We start from the raw sequence: 24,746 nt of genomic DNA on the forward strand, positions 1-24,746 counted from the left end.
GTGTGCCGCGGATCAGCTCTCCGGCGTCGCCTCGGCGGCCGGGGCCTTCGCACGGGTGCGGCGGCGGACCGGCTTCGCGGGCGCCTCCGCGCCTTCGGCGGACTCCGCGGCCTCGGTGGCCTTGGCCGCGGCGGTCTTCCGGGTGCGCTTCGGCTTGGCCGGAGCCTCCTCGGCGACGGCCTCCGGCGCGACGGCCTTGGCGGCGGTCTTCCGCGTCCGCTTCGGCTTCGCCGGCGCCTCGGTGCCCTCGGCACTCTCCACGGCCTCCGCCGCCTTGGCCGTGGCGGTCTTCCGCGTGCGCTTCGGCTTGGCGGGCGCCTCGGTGCCCTCGGCGGCGTCCACGGCCTCGGCGGCCTTGGCCGCGGCGGTCTTGCGGGTCCGCTTCGGCTTGGCCGGGGCCTCCTCGGCGACCGGCGCGGCGGGCGCCTCGACGGTCTCCACCACGGCCTGCGCCTCGGCGGGCTTCGCGGCGCGCGTCCGGCGGCGGCGCGGCTTCGCCGGGGCGGCCTCCGCCTCCTCGGCGACGGGGGTGACGGCAGCCGCGGGCTGTGCGTCCACGGCCGGCGTCACGGCCTCGGCCGGGCGGCTGCCCGAACGGGTCCGGCGCCGGCGGCGCGGCTGCCGGGCCTCGGTGGCCTCGGCCGGAGCGCCCTCGGCGGCGTCCAGCACGGCCTCCGCCTGCGGGGCGCCGCCGCCGTCGACGGCAGCGCCGCCACGGGTGCGCCGGCGCTGCCGGGGCGTACGGGTGCGCTGGGGGCGCTCGGCGGCCGCCGGGGCCTGGCCGCGGCCGCGACCGCGGCCGCCGGTCTCACCGAGGTCCTCGACCTCCTCGGCGGCGAGCCCGGCGCGGGTCCGCTCCGAGCGGGGCAGCACGCCCTTGGTGCCGGCCGGGATGTGCAGCTGCTCGTAGAGGTGCGGGGAGGTGGAGTACGTCTCCTCCGGCTCGTCGAACGGCAGGTCCAGCGCCTTGTTGATCAGCTTCCAGCGCGGGATGTCGTCCCAGTCGACGAGGGTGACCGCGGTGCCCTTGGCGCCCGCGCGGCCGGTGCGGCCGATGCGGTGCAGGTAGGTCTTCTCGTCCTCGGGGGACTGGTAGTTGATGACGTGCGTCACGCCCTCGACGTCGATACCGCGGGCGGCGACGTCGGTGCAGACCAGGACGTCGACCTTGCCGTTGCGGAAGGCGCGCAGCGCCTGCTCGCGGGCGCCCTGGCCGAGGTCGCCGTGGACCGCGCCGGACGCGAAACCGCGCCGCGCGAGCTGGTCGGCGATGTCGGCGGCGGTCCGCTTCGTGCGGCAGAACACCATGGCCAGGCCCCGGCCCTCGGCCTGGAGGATCCGCGCGACCATCTCCGGCTTGTCCAGGGAGTGCGCCCGGAAGACGTGCTGGGTGGTGTTGGCGACGGTCTGGCCCTCGTCGTCCGGCGCGGTGGCGCGGATGTGGGTGGGCTGCGACATGTAGCGACGCGCCAGCGAGATGACCTGGCCGGGCATAGTGGCCGAGAACAGCATGGTCTGCCGCTTGGCCGGCAGCAGCTGGATGATCCGCTCGACGTCCGGCAGGAAGCCGAGGTCCAGCATCTCGTCGGCCTCGTCCAGCACCAGGCTGCGGACCTTCGAGAGGTCGAGCTTGCGCTGGCCGGCCAGGTCGAGCAGGCGGCCCGGGGTGCCGACGACGACGTCGACGCCCTTCTGCAACGCCTCGACCTGCGGCTCGTACGCCCGGCCGCCGTAGATCGCCAGCACCCGGACGTTACGCACCTTGCCGGCGGTGAGCAGGTCGTTGGTGACCTGCTGGCACAGCTCGCGGGTGGGGACGACGACGAGCGCCTGCGGCGCCTCGGTCAGCTGCTCGGGGGTGGACCGGCCCGCCTCGACGTCGGCGGGGACGGTGACGCGCTCCAGCAGCGGCAGGCCGAAGCCCAGCGTCTTGCCGGTGCCGGTCTTCGCCTGGCCGATGACGTCGCTGCCGGAGAGCGCGACGGGGAGCGTCAGCTCCTGGATGGGAAAGGGGGAAACGATGCCGACGGCTTCGAGGGCCTCGGCGGTCTCGGGGAAAATCCCGAGTTCTCGGAACGTAGACAGAATCTTGCCTCTTCTGTGAGACGCGGCACGAGGCGGCGAAGGGGGTCGTACCGCGCTTCGTACGAGGTGTGTACGGGCCGGGTTGCAAAGCCGGCGGCGCGGGACCACTGCCAACGCTCAGGCACTCCTGCCGCGAGCGGTGTCCCTCCTGCTGATGCGTACGTCGCGTACGCGCCGCGGGGGAGGGCGGTCGGGTTGGAGCCGATCGGGCCACCGACCGGGCATCCGCATGCGTGGAACGACCCACCGATACTCGGCGGGCGCATTACCACTGTACCCCGGATGCACCGGGACATCCGAAGGCTTGTCCGGGTGAGAAAGGGAACAAGCCGCCCGCGCCGCGCGACCGGGTGAGATCCCGGCCCGTCCGGGCGGGCGCCACGGGAGGCGGTGGCCCGGCGCTGCGGGGGCCGTCCGGCGGCTATTGTGCCGGTCATGGAGACGCCAGACACCGCCACCGCCGACGCGCCGGAACCGACCGGGATCGCCGCCCAGAACTGGTCGGAGGCATCCGCCGAGCCGCACTACCGCGCCGCCGTGATCGACCTGCTGGGCGCCCTCGCCTACGGCGAGCTGTCCGCCTTCGAGCGGCTCGCGGAGGACTCGAAGCTCGCGCCGACCATGGACGACAAGGCCGAACTGGCCAAGATGGCGTCGGCGGAGTTCCACCACTTCGAGCGGCTGCGCCAGCGCCTCGCCGACATCGAGGCGGAGCCCAACGAGGCGATGGAGCCGTTCGCCGCCGCGCTGGACGAGTTCCACCGCCAGACCGCGCCGTCGGACTGGCTGGAGGGCCTGGTCAAGGCGTACGTCGGCGACTCGATCGCCAGTGACTTCTACCGCGAGGTCGCCGTCCGGCTGGACACCGACACCCGGGACCTGGTGCTGACCGTCCTGGACGACACCGGCCATGCGACCTTCGCGGTCGAGAAGGTGCGTGCCGCGATCGAGGCGGACCCGCGGGTCGGCGGGCGGCTGGCGCTGTGGGCGCGGCGGCTGATGGGCGAGGCGCTGTCGCAGGCGCAGCGGGTGGTCGCCGACCGCGATGCGCTCTCGACGATGCTGGTCGGCGGCGTCGCCGACGGCTTCGACCTGGCCGAGGTCGGCCGGATGTTCTCCCGGATCACCGAGGCGCACACCAAGCGGATGGCGGCGCTGGGCCTGGCGGCGTAGGCGGCACACCGCGGACGTAACGGCGCGGCCCCGGACCGACCGGTCCGGGGCCGCGCCGTTACGTATGGGGCAAGCGGACGTATGGATCAGGCGGGGGCCGAGCCGGAGAGGGTGGTGCGGGCCGGGCGGATCAGCACCGAGAGCAGTGCGGCGCCGACGGCGACGGCGGCGGCGAGCGTCTGGACGGGGTGGCCGGGGCCGAGGATCGAGCGCGTCAGCAGCGCGCCGAGGAGGGCGGCGACCGGGCCGGTGGCCAGCGCCAGGGAGCGGACGGGGAACCGTTCCGGCAGCCGGCGGGTGGCGGTGAAGGAGAGCGCGAGACCGATCGCGACGGCGCCCAGAGCTTCCCAGATCATGCGTGTTCCCTCCCGCGTAAACGGCTGACGACCGGACCGACCGGACGAACAAATCGGTCGTAGGCGGTGGTACCCATCAGCCACGCTCAGCAACCCTCATGCCTCCGTTCCGCCGAACCGGGCCGGACGGGAGGGAACGGGGATGACGTGGGGGGCGGAGGGGGCGGGCGGTTCCGGGCCGGGGAGCGGGCGGTGGCCGGGGAGAGCGGGAAACCGGAAGAGGAACCGGAGGGACCGGAAACGGGGTGCCGGGGCGGGGCGCCGGGAGCGGGAAGAGGGCCCGGAGAACGCCGACGGCGGCCGGGAGGAAATCCCGGCCGCCGTGGGCGGTTGCCGCGGGCGCCCGCGGGCGCCCCGGTGTCAGAGCGCGCCGAAGCCGACCTTGCGGACCGACTGCTCGCCGATCTCCACATAGGCGAGCCGGTCCGACGGGACCAGGACCTTGCGGCCGTGCTCGTCCACCAGGCTCAGCAGCGGCGACTTGCCGCTCAGGGCGTCGGCGACGGCGCCCTCCACCTCCTCGGCAGACTGCGCGCTCTCGAGAACGATCTCGCGGGGCGCGTGCTGCACGCCGATCTTGACCTCCACGGCTGATGTCCCTCCGACGGTCAGTTGGGTGCGCGGCCAGCCGCGCCGTACGCAGCACACATTAGCCCGGTACGGGAAGGTGCAGGACGCCCCGGGGCACGCCGGGAGCGAACACGGTCAGTGCGGATCGATGCCGTGCAGCGGGAAACCCGCGATGCCCTTCCACGCGAGAGAGGTCAGCAGGCCCACCGCGGTGTCCCGCGGGACCTTGCTGTCGGCCGCCAGCCAGTAGCGCGCCACCACCTGCGAGACGCCGCCGAGGCCCACGGCCAGCAGCATCGACTCGTCGCGCGAGAGACCGGTGTCCTCGGCGATCACCTCGCAGATCGCCTCGGCGCACTCCAGCGAGACCTTGTCGACCCGCTCGCGGACGGCCGGCTCATTGGTCAGGTCCGACTCGAAGACCAGCCGGAACGCGCCGCCCGGGTCCTCGACGTAGGCGAAGTAGGCGTCCATCGTCGCCGCGACGCGCTGCTTGTTGTCGGTCGTCGACGCCAGCGCGGTGCGCACCGAGTGCAGCAGCGCCTCGCAGTGCTGGTCGAGGAGGGCGAGGTAGAGGTCCAGCTTGCCCGGGAAGTGCTGGTAGAGCACCGGCTTGCTGACGCCCGCCCGCTCGGCGATGTCGTCCATCGCCGCGGAGTGGTAGCCCTGCGCGACGAACACTTCCTGTGCCGCCCCCAGAAGCTGGTTGCGCCGTGCTCGGCGCGGCAGGCGTGTGCCCCGCGGGCGTGCCGCCTCGGTCTGCTCGATGGCGCTCACGCTGCCTCCCAGAAGTCGTTCCGTACGCGGCGTACGCAAGGTGGCACACCGCGCCCGCCATCGTACTTTTGGGTAACCGGGCTGTGGGCGGTCGGAGCCGAGAAAATCCGGTCCGCACCCTTGTGGGAAGGTGACATAACACCCCAGGTCATCGGTATTCGTCTTCGTTGAGTTCCACGACGCGGGACTGTTCGGCGCGGTCCGCCTCGTTCGCGGCGTCGGGGTCGGTGCCGGACAGCGGCTCGTCGCGGTGGGGTGCGACGTCCGCGTGCTGCTCCTGGGCGTCGGCCTCCGGGGCCTCGTCGGAGAAGGCGGTGCCGTTCTCGTCGTCGAAGGTGTCCGGATCGCTCGGATCGACCGGCATGGTGCTCCCTTTCTAGGAGTCTTTCGGGCCGCTGTGCCTTCCTCGCCCCGGGCCGGGCGGTCCGGATCCTCCGGCCGCGGGCGGGCCGGGGCGCCCTTCGTATCGAGCCTAGGAGAGCGGGCGCGGCAGCGCGATGCGGTGTGTGACGGCGAACACATCGGTACGCGCGTGATCATCTCGTAACATCGACGGCATGTCTTCGACCGAGTCGCCCGACACCAGGACCGCAGCCCTTCCGGTGCCGCCCGGTGGTCCCGGGCGGCCGGGGCCGCAGGAGGCGGCCGAGACGCTGCGGCTGGTGCCGCTCGCCGGTCTGACGCTCGGCGTGCGCACCCCGGCGCCACTGCCGGAGGCCGGCCCGGGCGGGGCGGCGGAGCGGGAGCCCGCGCTGTACGTCCACGGGCTCGGCGGCTCCTCGCGGAACTGGTCGGCGCTGATGCCGCTGCTCGCCGACCGGGTCGACGGCGAGGCGCTCGACCTGCCCGGCTTCGGCGAGGCGCCGCCGCCCGACGACGGCACCTACTCGGTCGCGGCCCAAGCCCGTGCGGTCATCCGGTATCTGGACGCGACCGGGCGCGGTCCGGTCCACCTCGTCGGCAACTCCATGGGCGGCGCCGCCGCGACGCGGGTGGCCGCCGCCCGGCCCGATCTCGTCCGCACCCTGACGCTGATCTCCCCGGCCCTGCCGGAGCTGCGGCCGCAGTTGACGGCGGTGCCCACGGCGCTGCTCGCGGTGCCCGGCGCGGGCCGCCTCTTCGCCCGCCTCACCCGCGACTGGACGCCCGAGCAGCGCACCGGCGGGGTGCTGGCGCTCTGCTACGGCGACCTGGGCAACGTCACCCCCGAGGGCTTCCGCGACGCGGTCGACGAGTACACCAGGCGGCTCGAACTCCCGTATTTCCGGGAGGTGATGGAGCGCTCCGCCCGCGGGCTGGTCAATGCGTACACCCTCGGCGGGCAGCACAATCTGTGGCGTCAGGCGGAACGGGTGCTGGCGCCGACGCTCCTCGTCTACGGTGGGCGCGACCAACTCGTCTCGTACCGGATGGCGCGGCGGGCCGCCGCCGCTTTCCGTGGGGCGCGGCTGGTAACGCTGCCCGAGGCCGGGCACGTGGCGATGATGGAGTACCCGCGGACGGTGGCGCGGGCCATCCGGGAACTGATCGACGACACGGCGGCGGCCGATACGGGCAGGAGCTGACGGAGCGTGGGACGGCACAGCCGAGGCGCGGCACAGGACGGGCACGACACGACGGAGACGGCGCTGCCGCACGGCGGCGAGCCGGGCACCGGCCGCCGCCGGCGCGGGCCGGGCGACGGCGAACGGCCGCACCCGGAGCCCGCCGTCCGCCCGCGCGGCGCCGCCCACCCGGGCCCCGGGCGCGAGGGCGTGCGCGGCGGCCACCCCGAGCAGCGGGAGCCGGGCGGCGGCTGGGGGCTGCCGCCGTCGGTCCCGGGAGCCTCGGCGCCCGGCCCGCCCGCCGTCCGCCGCGCCGCGTCCCGGCCGTCCGCCGCCGGACCCCGGGTGCCGCGCCCGCGCGCGGCGGCCGAACCGGACCTGCGGCTGCCGGACCCGGCCACCGCCGAGGTCCGCCCCGGCGCTCCCGCCGGGCCCCGGCGGGAGTATCTGGAGGCGTTCGACGCGCTGGACGTCCTCGACGGTCCGGGCGCCGGGGCGTTTCCGGCCGGCGGGCCGGCGGGCACCGACACTTCCACGGTCCTTGCGCGGGAGGCGGCGCCGTCGGACGGCGGCGGCCCCGCCGGTCCGCAGTCGCCCGACGAGCCGGACGCGGCGTCCGCCGCCGCCCGCAAGGGCGGGCTGGGCCGCACCTTCACCGGTGTCGCGGCCGCCGCGGTGACCACCGTGCTCGCCGTGGTGGTGGCCGGTCAGGTCGCCGAGCAGCGGGCGGACACCACCACCAACTCCGGCGGCGGGCCCGACCGCACCGACCCGCTGGGCGAGGGCGCCTCGCGCTCCGGGGACCGGCCGCAGGACGCCAAGCCCGCCTCGTACGCGCAGCGGATGGCCGAGCCGTTCCCGCTCGATGCGAAGCTGACCGCCTCCGGGGACTTCGTGCCGGTCGGCGGCGCCGCGAAGGCGCCCGGGCGCGGGCACGTCGTCCGCTACCGCGTCGACATGGAGACCGGGCTGCCGCTGGACGGCGAGCTGTTCGCCGATGCGGTGCACAAGACCCTCAACGACGACCGGAGTTGGGCGCACGGCGGCACCCGGACCTTCGAGCGGGTCGCCTCCGGTGACGCCGACTTCGTCATCACGCTGGCCAGCCCCGGCACCACCGACGTGTGGTGCGCCAAGTCGGGTCTGGACACCTCCGAGGACAACGTCTCGTGCGACTCGGCGGCGACCCCGCGCGTGATGATCAACGCCTACCGCTGGGCGCAGGGCGCGAAGACGTACGGGCCGGACAAGATGTACGCCTACCGCCAGATGCTCATCAACCACGAGGTCGGCCACCGGCTCGGCCGCAACCACGAGGTCTGCTCGCGGTCCGGGGCGATCGCGCCGGTGATGATGCAGCAGACGAAGTTCCTGACGACGGACGGCGCCACCTGCCGCCCCAACTCCTGGCCGTATCCCGGAAGCAGCTGAGCCGGGCGGGACGGCGGGCCCGTCGGGTCAGGTGCGCGCCGTCCCCCTGTGTGAGACGCGCGGTCTCTCATCGCGAGACACCTTTGCCAGGATTCGGCCATTCGTTCCATAGTTCTGCGCATGCCGCACCGTCACGCCACCGCCTCCGCCGCCATAGAGCTGGCGCTGATCGGCGTGTCCGTGCAGTCCGTGGCCGACATCGACTGTCGCTGAGGCCCGCCCGCGCCACGGACCCCTCGCCCCGGCACCCGCCGCGCGGCCGGCGGCCCCGGGCCGGGTTCCTTCCCCCGCGAACCGTGTGACTCTTCCTCCCGCACGCCCGCGCCGGGGTGGCCTCGTGCGCACCGCGCCCGCCCACCGCCCCGCAGCCGGGCGCGGCCTTGCTGCGAAAGGCGACCCCGTCATGGCCGAACCGGCCCCCGCCCCCGCCCGCCCCCGACGGCTGCCGCTGACCGCGCGCCGCGCCGTCGCCGCCGCGATCGGCGTCTCCCTCGCCGCCGGCGCCACCGCCTGCGGCCCGAAGGACGCCGCGGACGCGGGCGCCGGCGCCGCACCGCACAAGGGCGGCACCCTCACCGTCCTCAACTCCGAGCCGCAGACCGACTTCGACCCCGCCCGGCTCTACACCTCCGGCGGCGGCAAGGTCCCCACGCTCGTCTTCCGCACCCTCACCACCCGCAAGCGCGCCAACGGCGCCGCCGGCACCGAGGTCGTCCCGGACCTCGCCACCGACACCGGACGGCCGAGCAAGAACGCCACGGTGTGGACGTACACCCTCAAAAGCGGGCTGAAGTTCGAGGACGGGACGCCCATCACCAGCGCCGACATCAAATACGGCATCGAGCGGTCCTTCGCCGCCGAACTCTCCGGCGGCGCGCCCTATTTGCGGGACTGGCTGATCGGCGGCGAGAAATACCAGGGCCCCTACAAGGACAAGTCCAAGGACGGGCTGAAGTCCATCGAGACGCCCGACGACAAGACCCTCGTCTTCCATCTGAAGAAGCCCGAGGGCGAATTCCCGCTGCTCGCCACGCAGACGCAGTTCGCGCCCGTACCGCGCGCCAAGGACACCGGCACGAAATACGAGGAACACCCCGTCTCCTCCGGCCCGTACAAGGTCGTCAAGAACACCGGGGACGGCGAACACCTGCTGCTGGAGCGGAATCCGCACTGGTCGCAGGCGAGTGACAAGGAGCGGCACGCCTACCCGGACACCGTCGACGTCCGCTCCGGTCTCGACTCCGCCGTCATCAACCAGCGCCTGGCCACCGGCTCCGGTCCGGACGCCGCCGCCGTCACCACCGACACCAACCTCGGGCCCGCCGAACTCGCCCGCATCTCCGGCGACAAGGAACTCGAAAAGCGCGTCGGCACCGGCCACTTCGGCTACACCAATTACCTCGCGTTCAACCCGAAGGTGAAGCCCTTCGACAAGCCCGAGGTGCGGCAGGCCGTCGCTTACGCCGTCAACCGCACCAGCGTCGTCAACGCCGCCGGCGGCTCCTCCCTCGCCGAACCGGCCACCACCTTCCTGCCCAACCAGAAGACCTTCGGCTACACCGGCTCCGACCCCTTCCCGGCCGGAAGGACCGGAAATCCCCAAAAGGCCCGGGAGTTGCTGAAGAAGGCCGGATATCCGCACGGCCTGAAGATCACCCTCACCCACTCCACCGCCAAGAACTTCGCGACCAGCCCGGAGGTCGCCACCGCCGTCCAGGACGCGCTGAAGAAGGCCGGGATCACCGTCGAGCTGAAGGGCCTGGAGGACAACGACTACAAGGACACCGTCCACAGCCTCAAGGACGAACCGGGCCTCTTCCTCGCCGGCTGGGGCGCCGACTGGCCCTCCGGCGGACCGTTCCTCGCCCCGATCTTCGACGGCCGCCAGATCGTCAAGGACGCCTACAACTTCAACCACGCCCAGCTCGACGACCCCGCCGTCAACCACGAGATCGACGCCATCAACCAGCTCACCGACCTGCACAAGGCCGCCGCGCGCTGGGGCGCCCTCGACGACACGATCGGCGAGAAGGCCCTCTCCGTCCCGCTGTTCCACCCCGTCTACAAGCGGCTGCACGGCAAGGCGATCCGCAACGTCGTGATCAGCGACTGGGACGGCGTCCTCGACATCTCCCAGGTCGCGGTCAAGTAGGCCCCGGAACCATGAGCGACACCCCGGACACCGGAGCATGGCGGCGGCTGCGCGCCCGCCCCTCGGCCGTCGTGGCCGCCGCCGTGCTCGCGGCCCTCGCCCTCCTCGCCCTCGGCGCCCCGCTGCTCGCGGCGCTGGAGGGCCAGGACCCCACCACGTACCACGACCAACTCGTCGACTCCGCCCGCGGCGGCGTCCCCTACGGCTCCTTCGGCGGCATCAGCGCCGACCACTGGCTCGGCGTCGAACCGGGCACCGGCCGCGACCTCTTCGCCCGGCTGCTGTACGGCGCCCGCGTCTCGCTGCTCGTCGCGCTCGGCGCCACCGTCGTCCAGGTGGCGCTCGGCGTCGCTGTCGGCCTCGCCGCGGGCGCCGGCGGCCGCCTCCTCGACGCCGTCCTCAGCCGCTTCACCGATGTGCTGCTCGCCCTGCCGATGCTGGTCTTCGCCGTCGCGCTGACCGCGATCGTCCCGGACGGATTCCCCCGCCCGCTGCTGCTGGTCCTCGTCATCGGGCTGCTGGGCTGGGGCGGCACCTCCCGCATCGTGCGCGCCCAGACCCTGTCGCTGCGCGGGCGCGACCACGTCGCCGCGGCCCGCCTCGCCGGCCGCACCCCGGTGCAGATCGCCCGCCGCGAACTGCTGCCCGCCCTCGCCGCGCCCGTCCTCACCTACGCGGCGCTGCTGGTCCCCACCAACATCGTCGTCGAGGCGTCCCTGTCGTTCCTCGGCATCGGCGTCACCCCGCCCACCTCCTCCTGGGGACAGCTGCTCTCCACCGCCACCACCTGGTTCCGCGCCGACCCGCTGTACGTCCTGCTGCCCTCGGGCTGCCTGCTCGTCACCGTGCTGGCCTGCACCGTCCTCGGCGACGCCGTGCGCACCGCCCTCGACCCGCGCGAACGCTCCCGCCTCGCGGTCGGCACCCGCCGCGCCGCCGCCGCACCGCAGAAGGGCGCCACCCCATGACCGCCTACGTCCTGCGCCGGACCGGCGGCGCCCTCCTCGTCCTGCTGCTGCTCTCCGTCGCCGTCTACGCGCTCTTCTACGTCGCGCCCGGCGACCCCGCCAAGCTCGCCTGCGGCCCGCGCTGCAACGCCGAACAGATCGCCCAGGTCCGCGACCAGCTCCGGCTCGGCGAACCGCTGCCCGTCCAGTACCTGCACTTCCTCCAGGGCCTGGTGACCGGCCGGGACTACTCCACCGGCACCGGCGTGCTGCACTGCCCCGCGCCCTGCTTCGGCCTCTCGTACCAGAACGACCAGCCGGTCGCCCAGCTGCTCGCCTCCCGGCTGCCGGTCACCGCCTCGCTCGCGATCGGCGCCATGGTGCTGTGGCTGCTGCTCGGCGTCGGCACCGGGCTGCTCTCCGCGCTGCGCCGCGGCGGCGCCACCGAACGCGTCCTCACGGTCCTCACCCTCACCGGCACCGCCACCCCGGTCTTCATCACCGGCCTGCTGCTGCTGATGATCTTCTGCGCCACCCTCCAGTGGCTGCCGTTCCCCACCTACGTCCCGCTGACCGAGGACCCCGAGCAGTGGGCGTGGAACCTGCTGCTGCCCTGGACCACCCTCGCCCTCCTGGAATCCGCCAAGTACGCCCGGCTGACCCGCTCCGCCACCCTGGAGACGCTCGCCGAGGACCACATCCGCACCTTCCGCGCCTACGGGCTGCGCGAACGCCGGATCGTGGGACGGCACGCGCTGCGCGGCGCCCTGCCGCCCGTCGTCGCGCTCAACGCCGTCGACCTCGGCACCATGTTCGGCGGCGCGATGCTCACCGAAACCCTCTTCGGGCTGCCCGGACTCGGGCGGCTCACCGTCGAGTCGGTCCGCACCGTCGACCTCCCCGTCGTCGTCGGCGCCGTCCTGGGCGTCGGCGCCGCCGTCGTCCTGGCCAATGCCGTCGCCGACGTCCTCTACGCACTCGCCGACCGAAGGGTGACGCTGACATGACCGCCCCCCTGGCCACGGAACCGGCTCCGGTCCCGGCACCGGCCGACCCGTTGGCCGAGGTCCGCGACCTCACGGTCACCTTCCCCGCCACCGGGGGAGCCGAGCCCGTACGCGCCGTCGACGGACTCTCGTTCACCCTGCGGCCCGGCGCCGCCCTCGGCATCGTGGGGGAGTCCGGCTCCGGCAAGTCGACCGTCGCCGCCACCCTCCTCGACCTGCACCGCGGCACCGGCACCCGGACCGAGGGCACCGTCCGCGTCGCCGGGAGAGACGTCCTCGCGGCGCCCGAGGACGAGCTGCGCGCCCTGCGCGGCGCCACCGCCGCGATGATCTTCCAGGACCCGCTCTCCTCCCTGGACCCCTACCACTCGCTCGGCGACCAGATCGCCGAGGTGCACCGCGTCCACCGGCCCGGCGTCTCCCGGCGCGCGGCCCGCGCCCGCGCCGTCGAGGTCCTGGACCGGGTCGGCATCCCCGACGCCGCCCGCCGCGCCCGCTCCCGCCCGCACGAGTTCAGCGGCGGGATGCGCCAGCGCGCCCTGATCGCGATGGCCCTCGCCTGCGAACCCCGGCTGATCATCGCCGACGAGCCGACCACCGCCCTCGACGTCACCGTCCAGGCCCAGATCCTCGACCTGCTGCACACCCTGCGCACCGAGACCGGCACCGGACTGCTGCTGGTCACCCACGACCTCGGCGTCGTCGCGGGCAGCGTCGACGACGTCCTCGTGATGCGCGGCGGCCGCGCCGTCGAACACGGCCCCGTCACCGAGGTGCTGGGCGCACCCCGCGAGCCCTACACCCGCGCCCTGCTCGCCGCCGTCCCCCGGATCGAGACGGCGCGCGAGGGCGTGACGCGCGCCGGGGCGGCCGACGAGGGGGAGAGGCGCGGGGCCGGCGCCGCGCGCCGCGGGCCCGCGACCGGGCGCCCGTCCGGCCCCGAGGGCGCGGACGAGCCCGCAGGCCCGGCCGGTTCCGGGAGCACGGAGCCCGCGCGCCCGGCCGCCCCCGCGGCCCGCACCGCCGCCGCGACCGCCACCGACCGCGCGCCCCGGCCCGCGACGGGCGACGGCGACGACGGCGACGACACAGGCATCCCGCTGCTCGAAGCGCACGGCCTGCGCCGGGAGTTCGGCCGCGGCGGGCCCCTGGGGACGATGCTCGGCCGGGACCGCACCGTCGCCGTCGACGGCGTCTCGCTCACCGTCGCCGAGGGCGAGACGCTCGGCCTGGTCGGCGAGTCCGGCAGCGGCAAGACCACCGTCGGACGGATGCTGGTCCGCCTCCTCGACCCCACCGCCGGCACCCTCCGCTACCGGGGCCGCGACCTCGGCGCCCTGGGGGAGCGGGCCCTGCGGCCGCTGCGCGGCGAGCTCCAGATGGTCTTCCAGGACCCGGTCTCCGCCCTCAACCCCCGCCGCACCATCGGGGAGTCGGTCGCCGACCCGCTGCGCGCGGCGGGCGGAACCGACGACGCCACCGTCGTCCGGCGCGCCCGCGAACTCCTCGAACGCGTCGGCCTCGACCCGGCCTGGTACCACCGCTACCCGCACGAGTTCAGCGGCGGCCAGCGCCAGCGCGTCGGCATCGCCCGCGCCCTCGCCCCCGGGCCCCGCCTGCTGGTCTGCGACGAACCCGTCTCCGCCCTGGACGTCACCACCCAGGCCCAGGTGATGGACCTCCTCGCCGAACTCCGCCGCGATCTCGGCCTGTCGATCGTCCTGATCGCCCACGACCTCGCCGTCGTCCGCGCGGCCAGCGACCGCGTCGCCGTGATGCGGGCCGGCCGCATCGTCGAGGAGGGCCCCGTCGACACCGTCTACGACCACCCGCAGCACCCGTACACCCAGGGCCTGCTGGCGGCCGTACCCGTCCTCGATCCGCATCTGGCCGCCGAACGCCGGGCGGTGCGCGCCCGCTCCTGAGCCGGGCGGCGCGCCGCGCGCCGGTGCCGCACGGCCGGGCGGTGCGCCCCGGCCGCGCGGGGCGGACGGCGCGGCCCCGCGGACCCGCCTCGGGCGAACCCACTGCATAGCGCACCAGAACGCCCCATGGGGCGGAAAGTTACGACCGTTCACCCCTTCCGGTGGCGCGACGGACAACCGTCCGCCGCGCCACCGGGCCTTTTGCGTAGCGTCGTTCCGCAACCGGCGGCCCGCACCGTACCGCCGGAGGACGACTTACCCGCCGAGGCCGGAGAACAGGGGTGGACACGTGCGCATCGGACTGCTCACCGAGGGTGCCCGCACCGGCGCGGTACGTCGCGCACCGCGCTGGTACGACCGGCTCGTCCAGGGGCTGCCCGGCCACGAGTTCACCGAGTTCGCCCTCCCCGCGGGCCCCTCGTCCGGCGACCCGGCCCGCCGGGCCCGCACCCCGGACCGCGCCGACCGCCGCCGCTTCGCCCGCCACTTCACCGACCTCGCCGCCGCCCTCACCGCCGAACCCGCCGGCGGCGCACCCCAGGCGGACCGTTTCGCCGCCGGTCTCCACGGCCTCGCCGGACTCGCCCGCGACCGCGCCGATCTGCCCGCCCTGCTCCGCTCCGAGGCCGCCCTGCGCCTGCTGGAGCGCGCCTGCCGCGCCCCCGGCGCACTCGCCGCCGCGCACGCCGTCCGGGTCCCGGACCTCCTCGCGGTCGCCGGCCACCTCGACGAGGCGCTGCGCCCGCTCTCCCTCGACTGGTACGGCGACGGCGCCCCGGGCCTCGACGCCGTCGACCTCTGCCACGCCACGGCCGCCGGTCCCACCGCACTCGCCGGAGTGCTGGCCAAACGCTTCTTCGGCACCCCGCTCCTGGTCAGCGAGGACGGCCCGGGGCTGCGCGCCCACTACCTCGACCGCGCCACCACCCCGCTGAGCGCCCCCGCCCGCGCCCTCCTCGCCGCCTTCCAACGGGCCCTGGCCGCCGAGACGTACGCCCGCGCCACGCTCATCACCCCCGGCACCGCCCACGCCCGCCGCTGGCAGGAGCGGTGCGGGGCGGCGCCGCAGCGGCTGCGCACCGTCCACCCCGGGGTCCCCGCCGGGCCGTTCCTGCAAGCCTCCGACGCCGTGGCCGACGACGCCGCCACCCTGGTGTGGGCCGGCCCCGTCGAACCGTCCCAGGACCTCGCCGGACTGCTGCGCGCCTTCGCCCACGTCCGGACCGCCGTCCCCGGCGCCGTCCTGCGGATCGTCGGCCGGCCCGGCGACGCCCCGGACGCGGCCGCCTACCTCGCCCACTGCCGGGCCCTGGCCGACCGGCTCTTCCCCGGGACGCCGGGCCCGGTCCGCTTCGAGGAACCGGCCGCCCCCGGGGCGTCCGCCGTCGCCGGCGCCTACGCCACCGCCGCCGTCGTGGTGCTCTCCGGCGCCGGTGAGGGCTTCCCGTACGGCCTGGTGGAGGCGATGTTCAGCGGCCGGGCCCTGGTCGCCGCCGACGCGGGGGCGGTCTGCGAGGTCATCGGCTCCACCGGCCTGGTCGTCCCCGCCGGCGACCCGCACGCCCTCGCCGACGCCGTTCTCGCCCTGCTCGCCGACCCGGCCCGGCGGGTCCGCCTCGGCGGCGCCGCCCGCGCCCGGGCCCTGGAACTCTTCACCGTCGACCGCCACCTCACCGCCTTCCGCGGCATCTACCTCGAACTCCTCGCCCACGCCCGGCCGGAGCCCGACCCCGGCACCCCGCGCCCCTTCGCCCGCCCGGCCGAGACCCATCTCCCCGGCCGCCGCGGCGCCGTCCCCCGTACGCCCCCTGCCGACCGCACCCCGAGCTGGGCCGCCGGGCCGCGCCGCCGCCCGGCGGTCACGAGAGGAGAGGCGCGATGACCACGAGCACGGACTCCCCGGACCACGAGCCCTCCCGCACCCCCGCCCGCCCCGCCACCCCGGCACACGCCCTCCGTCGCCCGCCCGCCCCCTGGCGCGCCACCCGCCGCCCCCTCGCCGCGGGACGCCCGCCCCGGGAGGCGACCCCGGCCGGACCGCTGTCCCTCGCCGGACACCCGCCCCGGGAGGCGGCCCCCGCCGGACCGGCACCCGCCCCGGGCCATCCGCCCCGGGGAGCGGACCCTGCCGGGCATCCGGCCCAGGGGGAGTACGCCGCCGGGCATCCGTTCCGGGAGGTGCCTCCCGCGGGGCATCCGGCCCCGGAGGCGTCCGCCGCCGAGGATCCGCGCCGGCAGGTGCCTCCCACCGGGCGCCCGGCCCACGGGGAATCCGCCGCGCATCCGCCCTGGGACGCGCCCGCCGCCGAGCCCCCGGAGCCGGCCGCCGTCGCGCCCCCGCTCCGGGAGGTCTCCCCGCCCCGCGAGGCCGCGGCCTCCCCGCCCGCCGACCCGGTCGGCACGCTGATCCACCACCACCGCCGGCTGTGCGCGCACGCCGTCGACCCGTTGGAGATCGCCGCAGGTCTGGAGGCGCACGGCCTCACCGACCGCACCGCCGCCCGCTTCCGCCACCGCGACGTCTTCTCGCTCGCCGAGGAGCTGTACGCCCGGGTGCCCCGCGCCCGGACCGCCACCGTGCCGCCACCGGAGCCCGCCCGGCGCGGAACCGCCGTACGGGCCGGGCTCCAGCTGCTGCCGGGCGCGGTCTGCGCCGCCACCCTCGCCGCGCTCGCCGCCGTCCACCCGGGGCACCCCCTGGCCCGGCCCGCCACCGCAGCCGCGGGCGCCGCCCTCGTCCTCCTCGCGCTCCGGCTCGCCCTGCGCACCGGCCCGCTGGGCGTCCGCCGGACCGGGCGGCCCCCGGTCGCCGCCCCGCTCGCCGTCGCCTGGACCGTCTGCCACGCCCTCCCCGGCGACGCACCGCTGACCGCGCTCCTGGCCGGCGGCCCCGGCCTCCCGCCGCCGTGGCCGCACCCCGACGCCGCCATCGCGCTCGCCCTGACCTGCGCCGTCGCGCCCGCCGCGGTGCTCGCCCGGTGGTTCGGACGGCGCGCCCGGCGCGGCCTCGCCGTCAGCCGCGGACTGGACGAATTCGCCTCCCTCATCCGCCCGTTGCTGCTCGTTGCCACCCTGCTGTACGCCGCCGCCCAGCTCGCCCTGCTGCTCGGCGCCCGCCGGCTCACCGGTGGCCCGGCCGATCCGCCCGCCGCCCTCGTCGCCGTCACCGCCCTGGGCACGCTGCTCTTCCTCGCCCGGCTGCTCGCCGTCCACGGCTTCCCCGCCGCGGCGACCGCCGGGCCCGTGGCGGCCGCCGCCCTCGAAGCCCTCGCCCCGGCCCTGGTGCGCGCCGCCCGGCTGCCGGGCGCGGGGGCGCTGGCCCGGCCGGTGGAGGCGCTGACCGCCGCCGCGGGCCCGGCCGCCGTACCGGCCCTCGCCTGCAGCGCCGCCGCCCTCGTCCTCCTGGGCCACGCCCTGCGCACCCTCACCGGCGCGCGGGCCCATCCCGTCCTCGCGGAGCCGGAGGCGGCCCGACCATGATCCGGCGAATAGCCCGCCCGCCGGCCTCCCGGGCCCCACCCGTGGCATCGGCGCGGACCACGACCCCCTCCGGGCCGCCGTCCCGCGGCGGCCGCCCGCCCGCGGCCGAACCACCACCACCGACCCGTCCGACGAGGAGCACGACACATGAACGTCCACCCGACCGCACGCCATGAGCACCAGGGGGTCGCCCGATGAGGGTTCTGCTCATCGGCGCCAACGGCTACCTCGGCCGCTACGTCGCCGACCGCCTGCTCGCCGACCCCGCCGTCCAGCTGACCGTGCTGGGCCGCGGCGACGACGCCGACGTCCGCTTCGACCTCGCCTCCGGCAGCCCCGGCGCGCTCACCCGCTTCCTGGACGCCGTCCACCCCGGCGTCGTCGTCAACTGCTCCGGCGCCACCCGCGGCGGCGCCCGCGAACTCACCCGGCACAACACCGTCGCCGTCGCCACCGTCTGCGAGGCGCTGCGCCGCAGCGGCTGCGGCGCCCGACTCGTCCACCTCGGCTGCGCCTCCGAGTACGGCCCCTCGCAGCCCGGTTCGTCCACCGCCGAGGACGCCGTGCCCCGCCCCGGCGGCCCCTACGGCGTCAGCAAGCTCGCCGCCACCGAACTCGTCCTCGGCTCCGGTCTGGACGCGGTCGTGCTGCGGGTCTTCTCACCCGTCGGGCCCGGCACCCCCGCCGGTTCCCCGCTCGGGCGGCTCGCCGAGGCGATGCGCCGCGCCATGCAGTCCGGCGACGGCGAGCTGAAGCTCGGCGGTCTCGGTGTGCAGCGGGACTTCGTCGACGTCCGCGACGTGGCGCGCGCGGTGCACGCCGCATCGCTCTCCGCCGCGCAGGGCGTGGTCAACATCGGCACCGGCCGCGCGGTGCGGCTGCGGGAGGCCGCGTCCGTCCTCGCCCGGGTCGCCGGATTCGGCGGCGCGCTGCACGAACTGGACTCGCCGCCCGCCCGGTTGATCATCCCGGGCCCGTCCCCGGAGCACGGCGTCGCGCCGCCCACCTACCCCTACCCGGACGGCTGCGGCACCTGGCAGCAGGCCGATGTGCGCACCGCGCGTGACCGGCTCGGCTGGCGGCCGCGGATCGGACTGGAGGAATCCCTCGCCGACATCTGGATGGAGGCCGCATGCCGCATCTGACCACCGCGGGCACGACCCGCACCCCCACCGGCGCCGGGCCCTTCGGGGTCGGCGTCCCGGGCATCGCCCACCCGCTGCTCGCGCCCACCGCATGGGACGAACTGCTGCGGGTCTCCCGGGGGTTCGTCACCCCCCGGGAGGCCCCCCGGGGCGTGGCGGGCACGGTGCCCGGCTACTCCCCGGTCGCCCCGGTCCACTGGGCGGTCCTCGACGTCGCCGCGGGGCCCGGGGAGCGCCCCGACCCGCACTGCCTGCCCGCCGCGGCCCGGCTGCGTGAGACGGGTGTCCGCCTGTTGGGACATCTCGACCTGCGGTACGGCACCCGGCCCTTCGGTGACCTGATCGCCGACGCCCACCGCTTCCTGGAGTGGTACCGCGTCGACGGTTTCCTGCTCTGCCGCGCCCCTGCCGACCGGGAGGAGCTGCCCGCCACCCGCCGCACCGCCGCCGCGCTGCGCGGCCTCGCGGACGGCGCCCACCTCGTGTTCGGACACGGCACCCACCCGCACCCGGGGTACGCCGAATCCGCCGACCAGCTCCTCACCTTCGCCGGACCGTGGAGTGAATACCGCTGGTCACAGGTGGCGCTGTGGACCGCCGACCACCCTCCGGAGCGGTTTTGCCACCTCGTCCACGGCGTCCCGCGCAGCCATCTCGACGAGGCGCTGCGGATCGCCCGCTGGCAGGGCGCCGGCACGGTCTTCTTCACCGACCGGCGCGACCGCGACGGCGACGCCTGGGAGGCGCTGCCCGGCTACTGGGACGATTTCGTCTCGCGCATCGGAACGGGTGTCTTGGAATGAAGACGGGCGTGGCAGTGTTACGGACAGAACAACCGTACTGACCCACACCGACCAACCCCCTTGTTGAGGTCTGCCGTGTCGCTGCCACCCCTGGTCGAGCCCGCTTCGGAGCTCACCGTCGACGAGGTCCGCAGGTACTCCCGCCACCTGATCATCCCCGATGTGGGGATGGACGGGCAGAAGCGGCTGAAGAACGCCAAGGTGCTGTGCGTCGGCGCCGGCGGCCTGGGTTCGCCCGCCCTGATGTACCTGGCCGCGGCCGGCGTGGGCACCCTGGGCATCGTGGAGTTCGACGAGGTCGACGAGTCGAACCTGCAGCGCCAGATCATCCACAGCCAGGCGGACATCGGCCGTTCCAAGGCCGCGTCCGCCAAGGACTCGGTGCTCGGCATCAACCCGTACGTGAACGTGATCCTTCACGAAGAGCGGCTCGAAGCCGAGAACGTGATGGACATCTTCCGCCAGTACGACCTGATCGTGGACGGCACGGACAACTTCGCCACCCGCTATCTCGTCAACGACGCCTGCGTGCTGCTGAACAAGCCGTACGTCTGGGGCTCCATCTACCGCTTCGACGGCCAGGCGTCCGTCTTCTGGAGCGAGCACGGCCCCTGCTACCGCTGCCTCTACCCGGAGCCCCCGCCCCCCGGCATGGTGCCCTCCTGCGCCGAGGGCGGCGTCCTCGGCGTGCTCTGCGCCTCCATCGGCTCCATCCAGGTCAACGAGGCCATCAAGGTCCTGGCCGGCATCGGCGACCCGCTCGTCGGCCGCCTGATGATCTACGACGCGCTGGAGATGACGTACCGTCAGGTCAAGGTCCGCAAGGACCCCAACTGCGCGGTCTGCGGCGAGAACCCCACCGTCACCGAGCTGATCGACTACGAGGCCTTCTGCGGCGTCGTCTCCGAGGAGGCGCAGGAGGCGGCGATGGGCGCGACGATCACGCCCAAGCAGCTCAAGGAGTGGATCGACGCCGACGAGAAGATCGAGATCATCGACGTCCGCGAGCCGAACGAGTACGAGATCGTCTCGATCCCCGGCGCCCGGCTGATCCCGAAGAACGAGTTCCTGATGGGCAACGCCCTCCAGGACCTCCCGCAGGACAAGAAGATCGTCCTGCACTGCAAGACCGGTGTCCGCTCCGCCGAGGTCCTCGCCGTCCTCAAGTCCGCCGGCTTCGCCGACGCGGTCCACGTCGGCGGCGGCGTCATCGGCTGGGTCAACCAGATCGAGCCGGACAAGCCCGTCTACTGACCGGGCCACCGGGGCCGTTCGCCGCGGCCGCCCCCCCCGCACACCGAAGGCGCCGCCCCGCACCGCGCGGGACGGCGCCTTCGCCGTGGCCACAGCCACCGTTCCTCAGATCTCGCCCTTGCGCGTCAGGTGCGTGAACGCCAGCCAGCCCGGCAGCACCGGCAGCCAGAACGTCATCAGCCGGAACAGCAGCACCGCCGGGAAGGCGACGTCACCGCCGAGCCCCGCCAGCGTCAGCGCCGTGATCAGCGCGCCCTCGACCGCGCCCACACCGCCCGGCGTCGGCGCCGCCGAGCCCAGTGCGTTGCCGGCGAGGAACGCCACCGCGATGCTCGCGTAACTGAGCGTGTCGCCGCCGCCGAAGGCGCGGATGGACGCGTCCAGGCACATCACGTTGGCCGCGGTCAGCAGCAGCATCCCGCCGATGCCGGTCACCAGCTTCCCGGGGCGCTGGAGGATGTCCAGCATCCGCGGCACCACCCCGGCGAACAGCGACCGCACCCGTGTCACCACGAACTTCCGCAGCGCCGGCACCGCCGTCACCACCAGCACCAGCACCGCGACCGTCAGCAGCCCGGCGATGACCGTCCGGGACGGCGACAGCTGATCGTCGCCGCTCTCCGTCCCCGTCAGATAGCCGAACGTCAGCAGCAGCAGGACGTGCGCGCCGAGACCGAACAGCTGCGAGGCGCCGACGCTCGCCACCGCAAGACCCGGCCGCACCCCGGCCCGCTGCAGGAACCGCGTGTTCAGCGCGACGCCGCCGATCGCGGCGGGCGCCACCAGCTTCACGAAGTTCCCCGCGATCTGCGCGATCACCGTCCGCAGGAACGACACCTTCTCGGTGACGAAGCCCAGCAGGCTCATGGCCGCCGCGATGTACGTCGTCCCGGAGAACACCATCGCGACCAGCACCCACACCCACTGGGCTTCCTTGATCACATCGAGCAGGTTGAAGTGGGCGACCTGCGACATCAGCTGCGACAGCAGCAGATACGCGGCGAACGCACCGGCGATCCAGCTGATCAGGATCCGCGGGCTCAGCCGCTCCAGCTTCGCCGGTTCGATCACCGCCGTCGGCCGGATCAGCAGCACCTGACGCCGGATCTGCGCCAGCAGATCCTCCTCGCGCGCCTCCTCCGACGCCTCGTCCAGCGCCCGCTTCTCGTCCGCCTTCGCCTGCGCGCGCATCGCCCGCAGCCGCTTGCGGTCCGCGGGCTCGGACGCCGCCAGCTCCTCGCGCGCCTCCTTCGCGGACCGCGACGCCTCCAGCACCGCCTCCCGCTCCCGCGCCGACCGCTCCCGGGCCCGCTGCCGCAGCGTCGCCCGCGTCGTGCGGCTCAGCGCGATCGGCTGGAGCAGCGGCAGGCTGTCCGCCACCGCGTCCGGGCCCAGCACCTCCACCGCGACCGCCACCGACCGCTCCGCGCCGACCCGCAGGCCCAGCGTCGTCAGCAGCTGCGCGACGTCCATCCGCAGCACCAGATCGCCCGCGGCGATCTCACCGCCGCGCAGCTCCGTCAGCGTCACCTTGCCGGAACGATCCACCAGCAACGCGTCCCCGACCAGCCGCCGGTGCGCGATCCGCCGCGACTGCAACGCCGCGACCTGCTCCCACGCGCTGCGCATCACCGCATCGGTGATCTCCTCGTCGTCCAGCGCGTCCAGCCGCCGCCCGCCGATGTGCTCGTAGACCAGCATCACCGCGTCCGGGCCCAGCTCCGACGTGGCGATCAGCCGCGGCGCGCGGGCGCCCGCGGCGATCGCGGCGTACGCCAGCAGCGCCTCCTGCTCCAGCGCCTGCCGCAGCGACTGCAGGCTGCGGCGCTGGTTGATGCCGCGCAGCGACAGCCGCCGCCACACCCGGTAGAAGAAGCCCTGCGCCTGCTGCTCGCGGTCGACGACCGTCACATCGATGGGCGGCCCGTCCTCCCGCGTCACCAGATAGCGGCGCCCGCGGTCGGAGTGCTCGGGATGGTCCGGGTTGGCGACGTCCTCGGCGCGCAGCGCGCTCACCGGGCGGAAGCCGACCCGCCGCAGCCCCGCCAGCAGATGCTGCCCGGTGGGCCGCACATTGGGCGTGCCGACGGCGTACAGCGTGCCGTACGCCACCGTCCAGCCGATCAGCACCGTCGTGACGATCGCGAACGGTGTGGTGTACCGGCCGACCAGCACCGCGAACGCGTCCAGCAGCAGCACGCACCACATCGCCACCCGCCACCGCGGGCGCCGCGCCATCCCCACCGCCGTCATGTACGCGATGACCGGCGCGAGATAGCTGTGGACGGGCGTGGTCAGCGACCCGTCGTGCATCCGCTGGGTCAGCGCCGCCCGGATCGACTCGGGCGCCGCCTCCGCGACCCACAGGTCCGTCGCCAGCGACACCCCGTGCGCCAGCACCGCCGCCAGCACGCCGTCGGCGATGCGCAGCCCGTCGCGTTTGATCAGCCGCTCGACGGCGAACGCCACCGGGACGATCAGCACCGCCACGCTCGACGCCAGACCCGCGAAGTTGATCAGCAGCCGCGGGGCCTGGCCCGCGCCCTTGCCGATGTCGTCGGCCAGCCCCTGCGTCGTGGCGTGCGCGAACGCCGCCAGCGCCAGGACCAGCGCGATCCCCGCGATACCGAGCAGCAGCCGCAGCAGATCGGCCGGGCGGTGCACCCGCGCCGGCAGCAGCGGCTCGTCGCCGGACACCCGGTCCGCGTGCTCCGCACCGCCCGCGCACCCCGCGCCGTCACACGTCGCCAGGTGCGAACCGGTCCGGGGCACGTCAGCGTCCCCGCCACAGGCCGCGCGCGCGGCGCCCGCGGGCCGCTCGGGCCCCGCGTGCTCCACGTCCGGCGGCGCGCCGGCTCCCGTCTCGTGCCCCTGCGGCGCCCGCCGCCCGTCGTCGCCCGCGCCGTGCGCGGGCCCGTCGGGTCTCTCGGACGCCCCGGGTCGTTCGGCCTTCTCGATCGTGCTCGCCTTTTCGGTCGCGGAGACCGCGGACGGCCTCCGTTGCTGCTTCCCCTGGTCCGCCGCCGGACGGTCGGTCCGGCGCCTTCGCGCCGTGCCTCCCGGGACGGTGGCGGCGGCTCCCGGCTGCCGGGCGCCAGGGGCATCCGTCACCCGCGAAGGCGCCGCGCCCTGCCGTCCGGACGTCGCTTTTCGCTCACGTCTCACCAGTCACCGCCCGGAAGATGGTGGCACGGCCGCACGGGGGCCGGGGGGATCAGGGTGCTTTTCGCGGCCGCGAGAAGCGGAAGCCGAGCCCCCGCTACCGGCCCGGGGACCGCCCCGCGACCCGCCCCGAGCCTCCCGCATCCCGGGCCCCCGCGCGGCCCGCACACCGCCGGCGCACGGCCCCCGCCGCGCGTCCCGCGCCGATGTCGGCGGGGTACGGCAGGATGGACCGAATGAGTGGCCACCGCGACGGCACCGCACCTGACACCTCCGAGGACGACGGCCCGGCCCCGCAGGGCGCCCGCCCCGCACCCGAGCTGCCCGACTACGCCGAACGCGTCCTCGGCATGGCCGAACGCATCCCGCCGGGACACGTCCTGACCTACGGCGACGTCGCCGCCCGCCTCGCCGCCGAGGACCGCGACGGCCGCGGCGGCGGCCCCCGCCAGGTCGGCCGCGCCATGGCCCTCTACGGCGGCGCCGTCCCCTGGTGGCGCGTGGTCCGCGCGGACGGCGCCCTGCTGCCCGGCAGCGAACGCCGCGCCCTCGCCCACTACCGCGCCGAGGGCACACCGCTGCGCACCGCCGCCGACGGCTCGGCCGCCCGCCTCGACATGCGCCGCGCCCGCTGGGACGGCCCCCTCGGACCCGCCGCCGACTGTGAGGTTTCCGACACCGCCCCCGGCGCCCGCCACGTCGTCGACCTCACCCACCTCCCCGGCATCCCGGAGGGCGCCCTCCCGACCGGAGCGGCCGGCCACGACAGCGGTGACGGCCCCCCGCCCGGCGCCCCCGCCGCAGGTCGCGGCCGCGGCGGCGGCCGCACGGCCCCCGACGGCCCGGCCCCGCGGGCCCGGCGGCGCGGCCGCGGCCCGGCGGCGCACTCCTGAACCCGCGCGCCCCCGACGCCCGAAGGCGCCCTGTGGACAACC

General features: G+C 75.4%; 20 protein-coding genes. 14 read left to right on the forward strand and 6 right to left on the reverse strand.

What is annotated here, in order from left to right:
* Positions 1 to 12: 12 nt before the first annotated feature.
* Positions 13 to 2,193: a DEAD/DEAH box helicase gene (locus tag ABT345_RS10635; protein WP_386459358.1), complete on the reverse strand. Its 2,181-nt coding sequence runs from the start codon at positions 2,191 to 2,193 to the stop codon at positions 13 to 15.
* 327 nt (positions 2,194 to 2,520) lie between these two features.
* Between ABT345_RS10635 and ABT345_RS10640 the strand changes: the two genes are divergently transcribed.
* Positions 2,521 to 3,258 carry a ferritin-like fold-containing protein gene (locus ABT345_RS10640; RefSeq protein ID WP_345086483.1) on the forward strand — a complete coding sequence of 246 codons (738 nt, stop codon included), beginning with the start codon at positions 2,521 to 2,523 and terminating at the stop codon, positions 3,256 to 3,258.
* A gap of 86 nt (positions 3,259 to 3,344) precedes the next feature.
* On the opposite strand, the gene ABT345_RS10645 is transcribed toward ABT345_RS10640, so the two are convergent.
* From ABT345_RS10645 to ABT345_RS10660, 4 genes are all read right to left on the reverse strand, one after another.
* On the reverse strand, positions 3,345 to 3,614 hold the full coding sequence (locus ABT345_RS10645; protein ID WP_345086481.1) for a hypothetical protein: 270 nt from the start codon (positions 3,612 to 3,614) through the stop codon (positions 3,345 to 3,347).
* Between the two features lie 360 nt (positions 3,615 to 3,974).
* Positions 3,975 to 4,202 (reverse strand): DUF3107 domain-containing protein, encoded by a 228-nt coding sequence (locus ABT345_RS10650; RefSeq protein WP_345086479.1) that lies wholly within the window; start codon positions 4,200 to 4,202, stop codon positions 3,975 to 3,977.
* A 117-nt stretch (positions 4,203 to 4,319) separates the two neighbouring features.
* Positions 4,320 to 4,961 carry a TetR/AcrR family transcriptional regulator gene (locus tag ABT345_RS10655; RefSeq protein ID WP_345086477.1) on the reverse strand — a complete coding sequence of 214 codons (642 nt, stop codon included), beginning with the start codon at positions 4,959 to 4,961 and terminating at the stop codon, positions 4,320 to 4,322.
* A gap of 148 nt (positions 4,962 to 5,109) precedes the next feature.
* The gene (locus tag ABT345_RS10660; protein WP_345086475.1) at positions 5,110 to 5,325 is read right to left on the reverse strand and encodes an Rv3202a family protein; all 216 of its coding nucleotides are present in this window, start codon (positions 5,323 to 5,325) and stop codon (positions 5,110 to 5,112) included.
* 193 nt (positions 5,326 to 5,518) lie between these two features.
* Between ABT345_RS10660 and ABT345_RS10665 the strand changes: the two genes are divergently transcribed.
* The 12 genes from ABT345_RS10665 (at position 5,519) to moeZ (ending at position 20,649) form a co-directional block, all read left to right on the forward strand.
* Entirely contained in the window at positions 5,519 to 6,526 is a 1,008-nt protein-coding gene (locus tag ABT345_RS10665; RefSeq protein ID WP_345086473.1) for an alpha/beta fold hydrolase, read from the forward strand.
* Between the two features lie 6 nt (positions 6,527 to 6,532).
* Positions 6,533 to 7,936 (forward strand): DUF3152 domain-containing protein, encoded by a 1,404-nt coding sequence (locus tag ABT345_RS10670; protein WP_425584428.1) that lies wholly within the window; start codon positions 6,533 to 6,535, stop codon positions 7,934 to 7,936.
* A gap of 120 nt (positions 7,937 to 8,056) precedes the next feature.
* A complete protein-coding gene (locus ABT345_RS10675) occupies positions 8,057 to 8,149 on the forward strand; it encodes an Ms4533A family Cys-rich leader peptide (protein WP_342667934.1) in 93 nt (30 codons plus the stop codon).
* A gap of 190 nt (positions 8,150 to 8,339) precedes the next feature.
* The gene (locus ABT345_RS10680) at positions 8,340 to 10,088 is read left to right on the forward strand and encodes an ABC transporter substrate-binding protein (protein WP_345086470.1); all 1,749 of its coding nucleotides are present in this window, start codon (positions 8,340 to 8,342) and stop codon (positions 10,086 to 10,088) included.
* Positions 10,089 to 10,099: 11 nt separating this feature from the next.
* The gene (locus ABT345_RS10685) at positions 10,100 to 11,056 is read left to right on the forward strand and encodes an ABC transporter permease (protein WP_345086468.1); all 957 of its coding nucleotides are present in this window, start codon (positions 10,100 to 10,102) and stop codon (positions 11,054 to 11,056) included.
* Positions 11,053 to 12,042: an ABC transporter permease gene (locus ABT345_RS10690; RefSeq protein WP_345086466.1), complete on the forward strand. Its 990-nt coding sequence runs from the start codon at positions 11,053 to 11,055 to the stop codon at positions 12,040 to 12,042. Before ABT345_RS10685 ends, ABT345_RS10690 begins: the two co-directional genes overlap by 4 nt.
* Complete coding sequence (locus ABT345_RS10695; RefSeq protein ID WP_345086464.1) at positions 12,039 to 13,967, forward strand: dipeptide ABC transporter ATP-binding protein; 1,929 nt, start codon at positions 12,039 to 12,041, stop codon at positions 13,965 to 13,967. Before ABT345_RS10690 ends, ABT345_RS10695 begins: the two co-directional genes overlap by 4 nt.
* Positions 13,968 to 14,256: 289 nt before the next feature.
* Entirely contained in the window at positions 14,257 to 15,849 is a 1,593-nt protein-coding gene (locus ABT345_RS10700) for a glycosyltransferase (protein WP_345086462.1), read from the forward strand.
* Positions 15,846 to 17,447 carry a hypothetical protein gene (locus tag ABT345_RS10705; RefSeq protein ID WP_345086460.1) on the forward strand — a complete coding sequence of 534 codons (1,602 nt, stop codon included), beginning with the start codon at positions 15,846 to 15,848 and terminating at the stop codon, positions 17,445 to 17,447. Before ABT345_RS10700 ends, ABT345_RS10705 begins: the two co-directional genes overlap by 4 nt.
* 194 nt (positions 17,448 to 17,641) lie before the next feature.
* Positions 17,642 to 18,592 (forward strand): NAD-dependent epimerase/dehydratase family protein, encoded by a 951-nt coding sequence (locus tag ABT345_RS10710; protein ID WP_345086458.1) that lies wholly within the window; start codon positions 17,642 to 17,644, stop codon positions 18,590 to 18,592.
* Positions 18,580 to 19,395: a spherulation-specific family 4 protein gene (locus tag ABT345_RS10715; RefSeq protein WP_345086456.1), complete on the forward strand. Its 816-nt coding sequence runs from the start codon at positions 18,580 to 18,582 to the stop codon at positions 19,393 to 19,395. Before ABT345_RS10710 ends, ABT345_RS10715 begins: the two co-directional genes overlap by 13 nt.
* A gap of 75 nt (positions 19,396 to 19,470) precedes the next feature.
* Positions 19,471 to 20,649 carry an adenylyltransferase/sulfurtransferase MoeZ gene (gene moeZ / locus ABT345_RS10720; protein WP_345086454.1) on the forward strand — a complete coding sequence of 393 codons (1,179 nt, stop codon included), beginning with the start codon at positions 19,471 to 19,473 and terminating at the stop codon, positions 20,647 to 20,649.
* Positions 20,650 to 20,754: 105 nt separating this feature from the next.
* Here moeZ and ABT345_RS10725 read toward each other — a convergent pair whose 3' ends face one another.
* Entirely contained in the window at positions 20,755 to 23,607 is a 2,853-nt protein-coding gene (locus ABT345_RS10725; protein WP_386459355.1) for a lysylphosphatidylglycerol synthase domain-containing protein, read from the reverse strand.
* A 440-nt stretch (positions 23,608 to 24,047) separates the two neighbouring features.
* Between ABT345_RS10725 and ABT345_RS10730 the strand changes: the two genes are divergently transcribed.
* A complete protein-coding gene (locus ABT345_RS10730; RefSeq protein WP_425584427.1) occupies positions 24,048 to 24,704 on the forward strand; it encodes an MGMT family protein in 657 nt (218 codons plus the stop codon).
* Positions 24,705 to 24,746 lie beyond the last annotated feature (42 nt).

It is taken from the genome of Streptomyces sp. NPDC000404 (genome assembly GCF_040300365.1).
In the GTDB taxonomy this organism is placed as follows: domain Bacteria; phylum Actinomycetota; class Actinomycetes; order Streptomycetales; family Streptomycetaceae; genus Streptomyces; species Streptomyces ramulosus.

Coding starts and splice junctions, on each gene's coding strand:
- ABT345_RS10705 (WP_345086460.1), top strand. CDS start 15,846: ATGACCACGAGCACGGACTCCCCGGACCACGAGCCCTCCCGCACCCCC.
- ABT345_RS10645 (WP_345086481.1), bottom strand. CDS start 3,614: ATGATCTGGGAAGCTCTGGGCGCCGTCGCGATCGGTCTCGCGCTCTCC.
- ABT345_RS10730 (WP_425584427.1), top strand. CDS start 24,048: ATGAGTGGCCACCGCGACGGCACCGCACCTGACACCTCCGAGGACGAC.
- ABT345_RS10675 (WP_342667934.1), top strand. CDS start 8,057: ATGCCGCACCGTCACGCCACCGCCTCCGCCGCCATAGAGCTGGCGCTG.
- ABT345_RS10690 (WP_345086466.1), top strand. CDS start 11,053: ATGACCGCCTACGTCCTGCGCCGGACCGGCGGCGCCCTCCTCGTCCTG.
- ABT345_RS10640 (WP_345086483.1), top strand. CDS start 2,521: ATGGAGACGCCAGACACCGCCACCGCCGACGCGCCGGAACCGACCGGG.
- ABT345_RS10695 (WP_345086464.1), top strand. CDS start 12,039: ATGACCGCCCCCCTGGCCACGGAACCGGCTCCGGTCCCGGCACCGGCC.
- ABT345_RS10710 (WP_345086458.1), top strand. CDS start 17,642: ATGAGGGTTCTGCTCATCGGCGCCAACGGCTACCTCGGCCGCTACGTC.
- ABT345_RS10680 (WP_345086470.1), top strand. CDS start 8,340: ATGGCCGAACCGGCCCCCGCCCCCGCCCGCCCCCGACGGCTGCCGCTG.
- ABT345_RS10685 (WP_345086468.1), top strand. CDS start 10,100: ATGAGCGACACCCCGGACACCGGAGCATGGCGGCGGCTGCGCGCCCGC.
- ABT345_RS10665 (WP_345086473.1), top strand. CDS start 5,519: ATGTCTTCGACCGAGTCGCCCGACACCAGGACCGCAGCCCTTCCGGTG.
- ABT345_RS10715 (WP_345086456.1), top strand. CDS start 18,580: ATGCCGCATCTGACCACCGCGGGCACGACCCGCACCCCCACCGGCGCC.
- ABT345_RS10660 (WP_345086475.1), bottom strand. CDS start 5,325: ATGCCGGTCGATCCGAGCGATCCGGACACCTTCGACGACGAGAACGGC.